The organism is Kineococcus arenarius subsp. arenarius (genome assembly GCF_050871845.1).
Lineage (GTDB): Bacteria > Actinomycetota > Actinomycetes > Actinomycetales > Kineococcaceae > Kineococcus.
Genome location: NZ_JBJLSE010000001.1, coordinates 137985 through 151080 on the forward strand (window position 1 = coordinate 137985; position 13096 = coordinate 151080).

The following is a 13096-nucleotide window of genomic DNA, read 5'->3' on the forward strand; positions in this document are numbered from 1 at the left end:
CCGTGGACCTGAACACGATCGAGGCCATCATCCCCGTCCGGGACCGGGCCGCGCTGGCCGCCGCGCACACCGGCGCGGCGGGCAGCGCCGTCCTGGCCGGCGGCACGTGGCTGTTCTCCTGCGAACAGCCGCACCTGCGCACCCTGGTGGACCTGACGAGCCTGGGCTGGGAGCCGTGGACGGCCTCCGCCGAGGGTCTGCGGATCGCCGCGACGTGCCCGGTGGGGGAGCTGACCGCCGTGCCCGCCCGGCCGGGGTGGGCCGCGCACCCGTTGCTGCGCCAGTGCGTGCGCGCCCTGCTGGCCTCGTTCAAGGTGCGCGCGGTGGCCACCGTCGGCGGCAACGTGTGCCTGGCGCTGCCGGCGGGGGCGATGACCTCGCTGGCGGTGGCGCTGGACGGCACCGCGGAGCTGTGGGGCGCGGACGGCTCCACGCGGCACCTGCCGGTGGCCGAGCTCGTGGTCGGCGACGGGCGCACCGCGCTGCGCCCGGGGGAGGTCCTGCGCGCGGTGGACCTGCCGGAACGGGCCCTGCGCGCGCGCACCGCCTTCCGCCGCACCTCGCTGCACCGGCTGGGCCGCTCCGCCTCGCTGGTGACCGCCCGCCTGGACGAGGACGGCGCGCTCACCCTGGCGGTGACGGCCGCGGTGGCGCGCCCGGTGGTGCTGCACCGGCCGCTGCCACCGGCGCCGGCGCAGGCCGCGGCGCAGGTGGACGCCGCGGTGCAGGACGGGCCGGGCTGGTTCGACGACGTGCACGGCGACCCGGACTGGCGGCGCGCGGTGACGCTGCGCGCGGTCGCGGAGGTCGTCGAGGAACTGGGAGGGGCGTCGTGAAGCTCGGAGGAACGTCGTGAAGCTCGGAGGGGCGTCGTGAAGGTCACCGTGGACGGGGTGGCCGCCGAGGTGCACCCGCGGCCGGGGCAGTGCCTGCGCACCCTGCTGCGGGAGAACGCGTGCACGGCCGTGAAGAAGGGCTGCGACACCGGCGACTGCGGTGCCTGCACGGTCCTCGTGGACGGCGCACCGGTGCACTCGTGCCTGTACCCGGCGCTGCGCGCGGCGAACCGGGAGGTCACCACCGCCGCCGGCCTGGCACCCGGGAGCGGCCTGCACCCGGTGCAGCAGCGGTTCGTCGACGCGGCCGGGTTCCAGTGCGGGTTCTGCACCCCCGGGATGGTGGTCACCGCCGCCGCGCTGGACGAGGAGCAGCGCGCCGACCTCGACGAGCACCTCAAGGGCAACCTGTGCCGCTGCACCGGTTACCGGGCGATCCGCGAGGCGGTGGCCGGGCCGGCCGCCGCCCCCCTGGCGCGCAGCGGCGCCGTGGGGGAGGCGGTGGCCGCCCCGGCAGCGCACCGCGTCGTCACCGGCACCGAGCCGTACACCCTGGACCTCGCCGACGGCGACGTGCCACCCGGGCTGCTGCACGCGGCGGTGCTGCGCAGCCCGCACGCGCACGCGCGCATCACCGCCATCGACACCCGTGCCGCCGAAGCCCTCGACGGCGTGCACCTGGTGCTGACGCACCGCGACGTCCCGCACGTGCTGTTCTCCACCGGCCGGCACGAGAACCGCCTCGACGACCCCGACGACACCCTCGTGCTCGACCCCGTCGTGCGCCACCACGGCCAGCGCGTCGCGATCGCCGTGGCGGATTCCGTCGCGCTCGCCCAGCAGGCGCTGCAGCTCGTCGCCGTGCAGTACGAGGTGCTGCCCGCCGTCCTCGACCCCGAACGGGCGACCGAACCCGGCGCGCCGCTGCTGCACGCCGACAAGGACGCCGCGGCGTCGCGCATCGCCGACCCGGCGCGCAACGTCGTCGCCGAGCTGCACAGCGAGGTCGGTGACGTGGAGGACGCACTGGCCGGTGCGCACGCCGTCGTGGAGGGCACCTGGCGCACCCAGCGCGTCTCGCACGTCACGCTGGAGACGCACGCCTCGATCGGCTGGCTGGACGAGGACGGCCGGCTGGTGGTGCGCAGCAGCACCCAGGTGCCGTTCCTCGTGCGCGACGAGCTGGCCCGCGTCCTCGGCCTCCCGCCCGAGCGGGTGCGGGTGCTCGCCGCTCGCGTCGGCGGGGGTTTCGGCGGCAAGCAGGAGATGCTCACCGAGGACCTCGTCGCCCTGGCGGTGCTGCGCACCGGCCGGCCCGTGCAGTACGAGACGACCCGCCGGGAAGCGCTGACGGCCCTGCCGACCCGGCACCCGATGAGCGTGCGGGTGCGCCTGGGCGCCGACGCGCACGGCACCCTGACGGCGCTCGCGGTCGACCTGCTGTCCGACGCCGGCGCGTACGGCAACCACTCCCCGGGGGTGATGTTCCACTCGGTGCACGAGTCGGTGGCCACGTACCGGTGCGCGAACAAGCGCGTCGACGCCCGCGCCGTCTACACGAACTCCGTGCCCTCGGGGGCGTTCCGCGGGTACGGGCTCGGGCAGGTCGTCTTCGCCCTCGAGTCGGCGCTGGACGAGCTGGCGCGCGAGCTGCGCGTCGACCCGTTCACGCTGCGCCGCCGCAACGTCGTCGTGCCCGGCGACCGGTTCGTCGCCACCTCCGACCCGGCCGTCACCGGCGAGGACGACGGGCTGCGCTTCGGCAGCTACGGCCTGGACCAGTGCCTGGACCTGGTGGAACGGGAACTGCCGCGCGGCGGCGAACCCGTGCCCGAGGGGCCCCGCTGGCGCACCGGGTCCGGCATCGCCCTGTCGATGATCGCCACCGTGCCGCCGCGCGGGCACTTCGCCGAGGCCTCGGCGCGCCTGCTCGCCGACGGCACGTGGGAGCTGAACGTCGGCACCGCCGAGTTCGGCAACGGCACCACGACCGTGCACACCCAGATCGCCGTGCAGACGCTGGGCACCACCGCCGACCGGTTGCGGCTGCGGCAGGCCGACACCGACGTCACCGGCTACGACACCGGCGCGTTCGGCTCGGCCGGCTCCGTCGTCGCCGGCAAGGCGCTGCTGACCGCCTGCGAGCGCCTGGCCGGGCGGGTGCGGGCCCTGGCGGCCGGGCTGCTCGGTGCGCCGGTGGCCACGGCCGTGCTGGAACCGGGCGGGGTGCGCTGCGGGGACCACCTCGTGCCGCTGGCGGACGTGCACGAGCACGCGGTGCGCACCACCGGTGCCGGACCGCGGGCGGAGGGGTCCGACGACGCGGTGCTGCGCTCGGTCGCGTTCAACGTGCAGGGTTTCCGCGTCGCGGTGGACACCGGCACCGGCGAGGTGCGGTTGCTGCGGTCGGTGCACGCCGTGGACGCCGGGGTCGTGCTGAACCCGGTGCAGCTGCGCGGACAGGTCGAGGGGGGAGTGGTGCAGGCGATCGGCTCCGCGCTGTTCGAGGAGGTGCGCCGCGACGCGGACGGCAGCCCGGTCACCGTGTCGCTGCGCGAGTACCACGCGCCCAGGGCCGCGGACGTGTGCGAGACGCAGGTGCTGTTCGCCGACACCTTCGACGCGGTGGGCCCGCTGGGGGCGAAGTCGATGAGCGAGGCCCCGTACAACCCGGTGGCCCCCGCCCTGGCGAACGCGGTGTTCGACGCGACCGGGGTGCGGGTGCGTGAACTCCCGATGCGCCCGGACGTCCTGTGGCGCTCGCTGCGCCAGGCGCAGGACCGGCCGGCGCGCGCGCAGGAGGCCCGCCGTGCGTGAGCTCTTCCCCCAGCTGCGCCCGGTGCTCGCCTCCGGCGAGCCCTTCGCCGTGGCGACGGTGTTCCGCACCGACGGCTCGGCGCCGCGCGCGGCGGGCGCCTCGCTGGTCGTCACCGCCGGCGGCGAGGTCGTCGGCAGCGTCTCGGGCGGCTGCGTCGAGGCCGCGGTCCACGAGCTGTGCCGGCACGCCCTCGAGGACGGGCGCGCCCGCACCGAGAGCTTCGGGGTGAGCGACGACGACGACCCCTTCGCCGTCGGGCTGACGTGCGGCGGTACCCTGGAGGTCCTGGTCCGGCCGTTCGCGCCCGCGGACGGCGAGCTGCTGCGCCGGGCGCTCGACGCCGAGGCGAACGGGCGGGCGGTGGCCCTGGCGACCGTGGTCGCTGCGCCGGGCACGACGGGGACGGGCACGGCGCTGCTGGGCCGGTGGCTGCTCGTCGGCGAGGAGGGCGCCGAGGGGTCCCTCGGTGCGGCGGGTCTGGACGAGGCGGTCGCACGGGGAGCTGCGCAGGCGCTGCGCGCAGGTCGCGACGAGCTGCTGGTGCTCGGCGGGTGCGCGGACCTGCGGCGCGGCGAGGTGGAGGTCTTCGTCGAGGTGGTCGCGCCGCCGCCCCGGATGCTGGTGTTCGGTGCCGTGGAACCCGCGGCCGCGCTGACCCGGGTGGGCAAGTTCCTCGGCTACCACGTCACCGTGTGCGATGCCCGGGGGCTCTTCGCGACGAGGGCGCGTTTCCCGGAGGCGGACGAGGTCGTCGTGCAGTGGCCCGACGAGTACCTGCGCGGCACGGCGGTGGACGAGCGCACGGTGGTGTGCGTGCTCACGCACGACGCGAAGTTCGACGTGCCGCTGTTGAAGCAGGCCCTGCGCGGGCCCGCCGGTTACGTCGGTGCGATGGGTTCGCGCCGCACCCACCACGACCGGGTGGCCCGGCTGCTGGACGAGGGGCTCAGTCCCCAGGAGCTGGCGCGCCTGGCGTCCCCGATCGGCCTGGACCTCGGTGCGCGCACCCCGCAGGAGACCGCCGTGTCGATCGCCGCCGAGATCGTCGCCCACCAGCGCGGTGGCAGCGGGGCGCGCCTGAGCCGAACCGACGGGCCCATCCACCGGGCCGGCGAGCGCTCACCGGTCGGGTTCGCGCAGGCGGGGTCCCGTCCGTGAGCGCCCTGCGAGAGCAGCAGCACCGGCGTCGTGAAGGGGCCAGCGTGGGCGCAGGACGGCCGGAGCAGCCCGAGGCGCAGCCCGCGGCGGTCCGGGAACTGCACCGGCAACTGCTGGCCGAGCACGCTCGGTCCCCCCGCGGCGCCGGGTTGCGTGCGCCCTTCAGCGCGCAGGTGCACCACGTGAACCCCGTGTGCGGTGACGAGGTGCTCCTGCGGGTCGACCTGGTCCAGCACCCGCAGGGAGGACTCCTCGTGCGGGACGTCTCGTACGAGGCGCGGGGGTGCGCGATCAGCACCGCCTCGGTCTCGGTGCTGCACGACCTCACCGCCGGCAGAGCGCTGCAGGAGTCGCAGGCGCCCCGGCGGGCGCTGCGCGAACTGCTCACGGGCGCGACCGGAGCGCGCGCCGACGAGGAGGTCCTCGGGGACGGCGTGGCGCTGGCCGGGGTCCTGCGCCACCCGGCGCGCACCCGTTGCGTCCTGCTGGCGTGGACGGCGTTCGACGACGCGGTGGCGTGCGCCGGGCTCGGCTGAGGACGCGCTACTCCAGCTCGCCCAGCCGGGCGTGCACGCCTCCGACCTGCTCGATCCGCTCGCGCCCGGCCCGCCCGCGCCGTGCCAGGACGGCCTCGGCGAGCATCGTCACCAGCGACATCGCCGCCGCGTAGCCGTCGAAGGCCCCGGGCCCGTCGACGGGCACGGTGAAGCGGTGCTCCACCTGCGCGCCCAGCGCGCGACCGGTCGGGTCGGTGAGCAGCACGGTCGGCACCCCGGCCTCGCGCGCCGCCGCCAGCACCCGCCCGACCGCGGGGGGCCGCCGCCGGAACGCGACGACGACCAGCGCGTCCCGGCGTCCGAGCGCGCTGAGCTCCTCGGCGACCGTCTGCCCGGGGTGCGGACCGACGTCCACCGCGGCCCGGGCCTGCAGCAGCTGCTCGCGCAGGTGCAGCGCCACCGGGTAGCTGTTGCGCCAGCCCAGCAGCAGGACGCGCCGGGCACCGGCCAGCAGCTGCGCGCCCTGCTCCAGCCGCACGTGCTCGACGTCGCGGGCCAGCGCCGCCAGGTTGCGCTGGTCCTGCGCCAGGTGGGCGGCCACGGCGTCGCCGGCCTGCGGCGGCAACCCGCCCAGGGGGACGCCGCGAGCCCGCAGCGCCGAGGCCTGGGCGCGCGCCTGGGCCCGGGCCTGCGCGAAGGACGGGAAGCCGAGCCGGCGGAAGAACCGGCTGACGGTGGCCTTGGAGGCTCCCGCCTCCTGCGCCAGCTCGGCACCGGAGTAGGTCGCCAACTCGCTCAGGTGCTCGAGCACGAAGTCGGCCACGGTGCGCTCGAGGGGGCTGAGCTCGCCGTAGACGGTCTCGATCCGTTCGCGGACCCCTCCGAGGCCGTCGGGCGCACCGGGGTCGTGTTCCACGGCGCTCACCGTCGACGGCGCGCGACGTCGTGCACGGCGGCTTCGAACGCGTCGACGCCGTGCGCGACGTCCTCGACGGTGACGTTCTCACCCGGTGCGTGGCTGATGCCGTCCTCGCAGCGCACGAACAGCATGGCCACCGGGGTGATCGCGGCCATCGCCATCGCGTCGTGGCCGGCCCGGCTCCACAGCCGGACGGGGTCGGCGTCACCGGTGGCGGCGATGCCCTCGGCGATCGACGCCGACAGGGCGCCGTCGCACGCCACCCCGGGGGCGCTGTGGGTCTCGATGAGCTCGAACGTGGTGCCCCGCGCGCGCGAGACCGCCTCGCCGTGGGCGCGGATGCGCTCGACCAGGTCGTCGCGGTCCGCGTCGCGCTCGGCGCGCACGTCGAGGCTGAACTCCACCAGGCCGGGCACGACGTTCACCCCTCCGGGGAACGCCTGCAGCCGCCCGACGGTGGCGATGCCGTCGAGCTCGACGGCCAGCCGCTCCACGGCGAGCACCACGTCGGCGGCCGCGACCAGCGCGTCGCGGCGGCGCGGGTAGGGGGTCCCGCCGGCGTGCCGGGCCTGCCCGGTGACGTGACCGGTGAACCGGCGCGCGCCGGCGATGGAGGTGACGAGGCCGAGAGCGCGGCCGGCGGACTCCAGCTGCGGGCCCTGCTCGATGTGCAGCTCCAGGTACCCCGCGAGGTCCGCCGGGCGCCGGGCGGCCTCGCCGACGCGGGCGGGGTCCAGGCCGAAGGCGAGCGCGGCCTCGCGCACGGTGACGCCGTCGGCGTCGGCTCGCTCCCACCAGTCCTGGTCCCACTGCCCGGCCACGGCCTTGCTGCCCATCAGGGCGGTGGCGAAGCGGGTTCCCTCCTCGTCGGAGAAGGCGACCACCTCCAGCGCGAACGGCAGCTCGTCAGCGCGCTCGCGCAGGCGGTGCGCGACCTCGATCGCCGAGACCACCCCGAGCACCCCGTCGTAGCGACCGGCGTCGCTGACGGTGTCCAGGTGCGAGCCGAGCACGAGCGCGGCCAGGCCGGGCTCGCGCCCCTCCAGGCGGCCCCACTGGTTGCCCGCCTGGTCCTGCCACGTCGCCAGGCCCGCCTCGGCCATCCAGCCCGCCGCCACCGCGTTGGCGCGGGCGTGCTCGGGGGACAGGTGCACCCGCTCCACGCCGCCGGGCATCGAGCTGATCGCGGCGAGCTCGGCGCAGCGCTGCAGCGCCCGCCGGGCGGCGGCGCTGGCGGGCGCGGGGCCGCTCACGCGTACACCTGCTGCGCCGCCGCGGACCCGGCGCCGGCCTCGACGGGCGCGCCGTGCCGGCGCAGCACCTGCTCCAGCGAGGCCAGCGTCACCAGCACCGCGTCCTTGCGGGCGTTGTAGCCCATCGTCCCGATGCGCCACACCCGCCCGGCGAGGGGTCCGAACGAGGTGCCGATCTCGATGCCGTAGTCGTGCAGCAGTTCCGCCCGCACGGCCTCGCCGTCCACGCCGTCGGGGATCTCGACGGCGACGACGTTGTGCATCTTGTGCGCCACGTCGCCGAACACCCGCAGCCCGAGCCCGCGCACCCCCGCGAGCATCGCGTCGCCGTGCAGCCGGTGCCGGGCGACGGCGGCCTGCAGGCCCTCCTCCAGCAGCAGGCGCGCGCACTCGCGCGCGCCGTAGAGCATGGTGGTGGCCTCGGTGTGGTGGTTCAGGCGCTGCGGGCCCCAGTAGTCCAGGACCATCCCGAGGTCGAAGTAGTTCGAGCGGATGCGCTCGGCCGGTGGGGCGCCGCCGGCGTCCGGGTCGGCGCGCAGGCCCGCCTCGACGCTGCTGCGCGAGCGGACCACCTCCACGGCGCGGGGGGACAGGCTCAGCGGCGCGCTGCCCGACGGCCCTCCCAGGCACTTCTGCAGACCCGCCGTGGCCGCGTCGACCTCCCAGGCGTCCATCTCGAACGGGTTCCCGCCCAGCGAGGCCGTGCAGTCGACGTAGAGCAGCGCCCCGTGCCGGTGGCACACCGCGCCGACGCCCTCCAGGGGCTGGTTCATGGTCGTCGAGGTGTCCCCCTGCACGAGCGCGACGAGCCGGGGGCGCACCTCGCGCACGGCCTGCTCGATCGCCTCGAGGCTGAACACCTGCCCCCAGGGGACCTCGATCGCGTGGACCTCGGCCCCGCAGCGCTCGGCGATCTCGCGCAGCAGGTGCCCGAAGCGGCCGAAGACGGGGACCAGCACCCGGTCGCCCGGCGAGAGCAGGGAGACGAGCGCGGCCTCGATGCCGGCGCGCGAGGTGCCGTCGATCAGCACGGTCGCCTCGTTGCGGGTGCGGAACACCTCGCGGTACAGCTCCTGCGTCTCGCTCATGTAGCCCGTCATCGCCGGGTCGTACTGCCCGACGAGCTGGGCGGACATCGCGCGCAGGACGCGCGGGTCGACCGTGATCGGCCCCGGGCCCATCAGCAGCCGCGGCGGCGGGGCGACGGGAGCACCGACCCCGGTGCGCAGCAGGCCGGTGTTCCGGATCGTCTGTTCCACGGGCACCACCTTATGCAACGATCGTTCCACCGAACACCCCTGCGGAGGTCTCCTTGGCGGTCCACTCCCTGTCCTCCACCCCGTCGACGGTGCGGTGGGGCGACCTGCCGTGCGCCGGTGACGCACCGGTGCTGGAGGTCGAGCCGGGCGACGTCGTCGTCGTCGACACCGTCAGCCACGAGGGGATCCTCGAGGACCAGGGGCGCGACCCGCTGGCCTTCTTCACCGCGCGCGGCGTCGAGGCCGCCGCGGTGCTGCCGGACGCCGTCGAGATCGCGCGCTCGGTGGAGCACGACCCCCGCACCCGCGGGCCGCACGTGGTCACCGGTCCCGTGGCCGTGCGCGGCGCCCGCCCCGGCGACGTGGTGTCCGTGACCGTGGAGGAGCTGCAGCTGCGCGCCGACTACGGCGTGGTGTCCAACCGCCACGGACGCGGCGCCCTGCCCGCGCAGTTCCCCCGCGACGGCGCCGACGTGTTCTCCGTCCTGGCCCGGGTCGAGACGGACCCGCTGACGGGAGGACGTCGCGGCTCGATGCCGGCCGGTCCGCGCACCGACGCCCGGGTGCGCTTCCCGCTGAAGCCGTTCCTCGGGCTCGTCGGGGTGGCCACCCCCGGGCCGGGGCGCCTGCACTCCGTCCCCCCGGGCGCGCACGGCGGCAACCTGGACGTCTCGGCCCTCGGCGCCGGTTCGACGCTGCACCTGCCGGTCCAGGTGGAGGGGGCGCTGTGCTACGTCGGCGACCCGCACTACGCGCAGGGTGACGGCGAGGTCGCGCTCACCGCGTTCGAGGCGCCGCTGCGCGCCCGCCTGCGCCTCGACCTCGTGCCCGCCGAAGCGGTCCGGGTGCGCGACGCGCTGTGGGGGGAGACCCCCGAGCTCCTGATCCCCATCGGGCTCGACGCCGACCTGGACGAGGCGGTGCGCCGGGCCGTGCGCACCGCGATCGCACTGCTCACCGACCGGGGGATGGACCCCGCCCACGCCTACGCCTACCTGTCCGCCGCCGGCGACTTCGCCGTCTCCCAGGTGGTCGACCAGGTCGCCGGCGTCCACGGTCTGCTGCGCAAGGCGGACCTGGCCGACCTGCCCGGGAGCCCGCTGTGAGCCACGCGGACGATTCCGGGATCCCCGAGCAGGGCCTGCTGACGGCGGCGGCGCGCTACGAGCGCGCACTGCGCGAGAACGACCTCCCCGTGCTCGACGAGCTGTTCGCCGACGGTCCACCCACGCTGCGCGCCGAGGGCGGCGCGGCGCTGGTCGGCCACGCGGACATCTCCGCCTACCGCGCCCGGCGCGGCGGTGCGCCCGCGCGCTGGCAGCGGCGCGTGCACGTGCGCGCCCTCGGCGACGCGGACGCGCTGACCGTCTCCGAGGCCGAGCGCTCCGACGGCAGCGGCGGGTTGCAGACCCAGCTCTGGCACCGCTGCGCCGACGGGTGGAGGATCACGGCCGCCCACGTCTCCTCCGGGCCCGCGCCAGCCCGCAGCACGGACGGGGACGACCCGGCGACCTGGCGGGTCGCGCCCGGCGCGAGCGGCCCGGTGCTGCCGGGGTCGGGCACCGGTCCCCTGCGCGGCACCCGCATCGCCGTCAAGGACCTCTTCGCGGTCGCCGGCCAGCGCACCGGCGGCGGTGTTCCGGCGTGGCTGGCCCAGGCGCCGGTCGAGACCTCGAGCGCCCCCGCCCTGCAGGCGCTGGTGGACGCCGGTTCGGAAGTGACCGGCATCGCCCAGACCGACGAGCTCGCCTTCTCCCTGATGGGCGTCAACGTCCACTGGGGAACTCCCCGGAACCCCGCGGCCCCCGCGCACCTGCCCGGCGGATCGACCTCCGGACCGGCCGCCGCGGTCGCCGCCGGTGAGGCCGACCTCGGGCTGGGCACGGACACGGCCGGCTCGCTGCGCGTGCCGGGCTCGTTCTGCGGCCTGTACGCCTGGCGCCCCAGCCACGGCGCCGTCGACACCAGCGGCGTCCTGCCCCTGGCCCCCTCCTTCGACACCGTCGGCCTGCTCGCCGCGGACCCCGCCCTGCTGGCCGCGGCGGCGGACGTCCTGCTGGTGCCCGCGCCGACGGCGCGCCCCAGCGCCCTGCTGCGCAGCAGCGCGCTGTTCTCGCTGGCGAGCCCGCGGACCGCGCTGGCCGTCGACGCGGCGCTGGCCGCGCTCGCCGTCCAGACCGGCTTGCCGGTGCGTCAGGTCGAACCCGACTTCACCGCCGAGCAGGCGCGGGAGTGGGCCGAGTCCTTCCGCACCCTGCAGGCCGCCGAAGCGTGGGCCAGCCACGGCGGGTTCATCGACGCCCACCCCGGAGCGCTCTCCCCAGCCGTGGAGCGGCGGTTCCGCCACGGGCAGGAGCTGACACCCGCAGCCGTGGAAGCCGCTCGCGCGGTCGTGGAGCGCACTCGCGGCCGGCTGGAGGCGGTGCTCGCCGGCGGCTGGTTGTGCCTGCCGAGCACGGCCGCGCCCGCGCCCCGCCTTGACGCGCCCGCCGAGGAGTTCGAGGCCGCTCGCGCCGGGACGCTGCGGTTGACGACCCTGGCGTCGCAGACGGGTGTCCCCGCGCTGAACCTGCCCTGGGGGCGGGTCGGAGAGCTCCCGGTCGGGCTGTGCGTGCTGGCACCGCGCGGCAGCGACCGCTCGCTGCTGGCCCTGCTCGCCGAGGTGGCGCCGCCTCGCCGCGCGTGAACCCCACCGCCTCGACCGCACCCCGAGGGAGCCGTTCCCTCAGGAACGTGCGGCGGTGCCCGCGGTGCTGCTCGCGGTCTCCGCGGTCGCCCGGGTCTGCTCCTCGGGTGCGCGCGGGCCCGCGCACAGCACCTGGTGCAGCACGATGGCGACGAGCGCGCCGGAGGAGATGCCGGAGTCGAAGACGGTCTGGAACCAGTCCGGCATCCGACCGTAGAGGTCCGGGCTCACCGTGGGCAGCAGCCCGACGCCGAGCGAGATCGCGATCATGAGCAGTGCCCGGTCGTCCAGGCGGCACGAGGCCAGCGTCCGGATCCCGCTGGCGGCGACCATCCCGAACAGGGCGATGCCGGCGCCGCCGAGCACGGCGACCGGGACCGCGCCCACGACGGCACCGAGCTTGGGCACCAGGCCCAGCACCACCAGCAGGCCACCGGCGAAGGTCGCGACCCAGCGCGAGCGCACCCCGGAGATGCTCACCAGGCCGACGTTCTGCGCGAAGGCGGTGTAGGGGAAGGTGTTGAACACCCCGCCGAGGACGGTCGAGAGGCCGTCGGCCCGCATGCCGTCGGCGATGTCGCGCGGGCTCAGCCGCTCGTCGACGATCTCCCCGACGGCGAGGATGTCGCCGGTCGTCTCGGTCATGATGACCAGTCCGACGACGCACATGGCGATCACCGGGCCGAGGTGGAACTCGGGCCACCCGAAGGCGAAGGGCGTCGGTGCGCCGAACCAGGCCTGCTCCTGCACGCCGCTGAAGTCGACCCTGCCCGCCACGGCTGCGACGAGCGTGCCCCCGAGGACGCCGAGCAGGATCGCCACCCGCCGGACGGCCGGCGGCGCCAGTCGGTCCAGCAGCAGGACGACGACGAGCGTGAACAGCGCCAGCAGCAGGTTCGCGGGGTCGCCGAAGCCGTCGGTGCCGGTCCCCCCGCCGACCCAGCCCGCCGCGACGTCCATGAGCGACAGGCCGATCAGCAGGATCACGGTTCCGGTCACCAGCGGGGGGAAGAACCGCAACAGCCGGGAGAACACCGGAGCGAGCAGCATGATGAAGATCCCGCTGGCGATGACCGACCCGTAGATCGCCGCCACGCCGTGCTGGTCGCCGATGGTGATCATCGGCCCGACGGCGGCGAAGGTGCAGCCCTGCATCAGCGGCAGGCGGACCCCGAAGCGCCAGAACCCCACGGACTGGACGATCGTGGCGATGCCGGAGACGAACAGGTCCGCGACGACCAGGTGCGCCAGGTCGTCGGGTGACATCCGCCCGGCGGAGATCATCGCCCCGCCGACGATGAGCGGTACCGCGACCGCTCCCGCGTACATCGCCAGGACGTGCTGCAGACCCAGAGGTGCCAGCCGGCGCAGCGGCGGGACCTCGTCGACGGGTCGGACGGCGGCACGGACCTCGAACCCTTCGGTTTCCACAGGAGAACGCTGACACGTCCGAGGACCGGCGAACCCGGAAAACCCCGGCCCACGTGTGAAATCCTTGTTACATCACGCCGGGTGCGCTGGAACGGAGGCGCCAGGAGCCGACGGCCGGTGGCGGTGTGGTTGCGGGGTTCGCGCTCGCGGGGCCGGCGTGCCGACCCGCAGGGTGCGGAGGGACGCTCCGGTATGGTCCCGCCAGCCGCCCGTGATCCGCCGGGCGACGTCGATCGGAG

General features: G+C 76.0%; 10 protein-coding genes. 6 read left to right on the forward strand and 4 right to left on the reverse strand.

The window, feature by feature from the left end; translation table 11 throughout:
• The first annotated feature begins 2 nt into the window (after positions 1 to 2).
• The 4 genes from ACRYM0_RS00670 to sufU are packed head-to-tail and all read left to right on the forward strand — an operon-like array spanning position 3 to position 5348.
• The gene (locus tag ACRYM0_RS00670) at positions 3 to 836 is read left to right on the forward strand and encodes an FAD binding domain-containing protein (protein WP_432501101.1); all 834 of its coding nucleotides are present in this window, start codon (positions 3 to 5) and stop codon (positions 834 to 836) included.
• Positions 837 to 872: 36 nt separating this feature from the next.
• Positions 873 to 3653, forward strand: a complete 2781-nt coding sequence (locus ACRYM0_RS00675) for a molybdopterin-dependent oxidoreductase (RefSeq protein ID WP_432501103.1) — start codon at positions 873 to 875, stop codon at positions 3651 to 3653.
• Positions 3646 to 4812 carry an XdhC family protein gene (locus ACRYM0_RS00680; RefSeq protein WP_432501105.1) on the forward strand — a complete coding sequence of 389 codons (1167 nt, stop codon included), beginning with the start codon at positions 3646 to 3648 and terminating at the stop codon, positions 4810 to 4812. Before ACRYM0_RS00675 ends, ACRYM0_RS00680 begins: the two co-directional genes overlap by 8 nt.
• Complete coding sequence (gene sufU / locus ACRYM0_RS00685) at positions 4809 to 5348, forward strand: Fe-S cluster assembly sulfur transfer protein SufU (RefSeq protein WP_432501107.1); 540 nt, start codon at positions 4809 to 4811, stop codon at positions 5346 to 5348. The genes ACRYM0_RS00680 and sufU overlap by 4 nt, the downstream gene beginning before the upstream one ends.
• Before the next feature lie 7 nt (positions 5349 to 5355).
• On the opposite strand, the gene ACRYM0_RS00690 is transcribed toward sufU, so the two are convergent.
• The 3 genes from ACRYM0_RS00690 to ACRYM0_RS00700 are packed head-to-tail and all read right to left on the reverse strand — an operon-like array spanning position 5356 to position 8662.
• Entirely contained in the window at positions 5356 to 6225 is an 870-nt protein-coding gene (locus ACRYM0_RS00690; protein WP_432501109.1) for a MurR/RpiR family transcriptional regulator, read from the reverse strand.
• Between the two features lie 5 nt (positions 6226 to 6230).
• Positions 6231 to 7481, reverse strand: coding sequence for an allantoate amidohydrolase (locus ACRYM0_RS00695; RefSeq protein WP_432501111.1), 1251 nt, complete (start codon positions 7479 to 7481; stop codon positions 6231 to 6233).
• On the reverse strand, positions 7478 to 8662 hold the full coding sequence (locus tag ACRYM0_RS00700; protein ID WP_432501181.1) for a pyridoxal-phosphate-dependent aminotransferase family protein: 1185 nt from the start codon (positions 8660 to 8662) through the stop codon (positions 7478 to 7480). The genes ACRYM0_RS00695 and ACRYM0_RS00700 overlap by 4 nt, the downstream gene beginning before the upstream one ends.
• A gap of 131 nt (positions 8663 to 8793) precedes the next feature.
• Between ACRYM0_RS00700 and ACRYM0_RS00705 the strand changes: the two genes are divergently transcribed.
• A complete protein-coding gene (locus tag ACRYM0_RS00705) occupies positions 8794 to 9846 on the forward strand; it encodes an acetamidase/formamidase family protein (RefSeq protein ID WP_432501113.1) in 1053 nt (350 codons plus the stop codon).
• Complete coding sequence (locus ACRYM0_RS00710) at positions 9843 to 11426, forward strand: AtzH-like domain-containing protein (protein ID WP_432501115.1); 1584 nt, start codon at positions 9843 to 9845, stop codon at positions 11424 to 11426. The genes ACRYM0_RS00705 and ACRYM0_RS00710 overlap by 4 nt, the downstream gene beginning before the upstream one ends.
• 39 nt (positions 11427 to 11465) lie before the next feature.
• Here ACRYM0_RS00710 and ACRYM0_RS00715 read toward each other — a convergent pair whose 3' ends face one another.
• Positions 11466 to 12857 carry a nucleobase:cation symporter-2 family protein gene (locus ACRYM0_RS00715; RefSeq protein ID WP_432501117.1) on the reverse strand — a complete coding sequence of 464 codons (1392 nt, stop codon included), beginning with the start codon at positions 12855 to 12857 and terminating at the stop codon, positions 11466 to 11468.
• Between the last annotated feature and the right edge of the window lie 239 nt (positions 12858 to 13096).

Excerpts from the sequence above, each read along its gene's own strand:
- ACRYM0_RS00700 (WP_432501181.1), bottom strand. The coding sequence starts at position 8,662 with ATGGGCCCGGGGCCGATCACGGTCGACCCGCGCGTCCTGCGCGCGATG.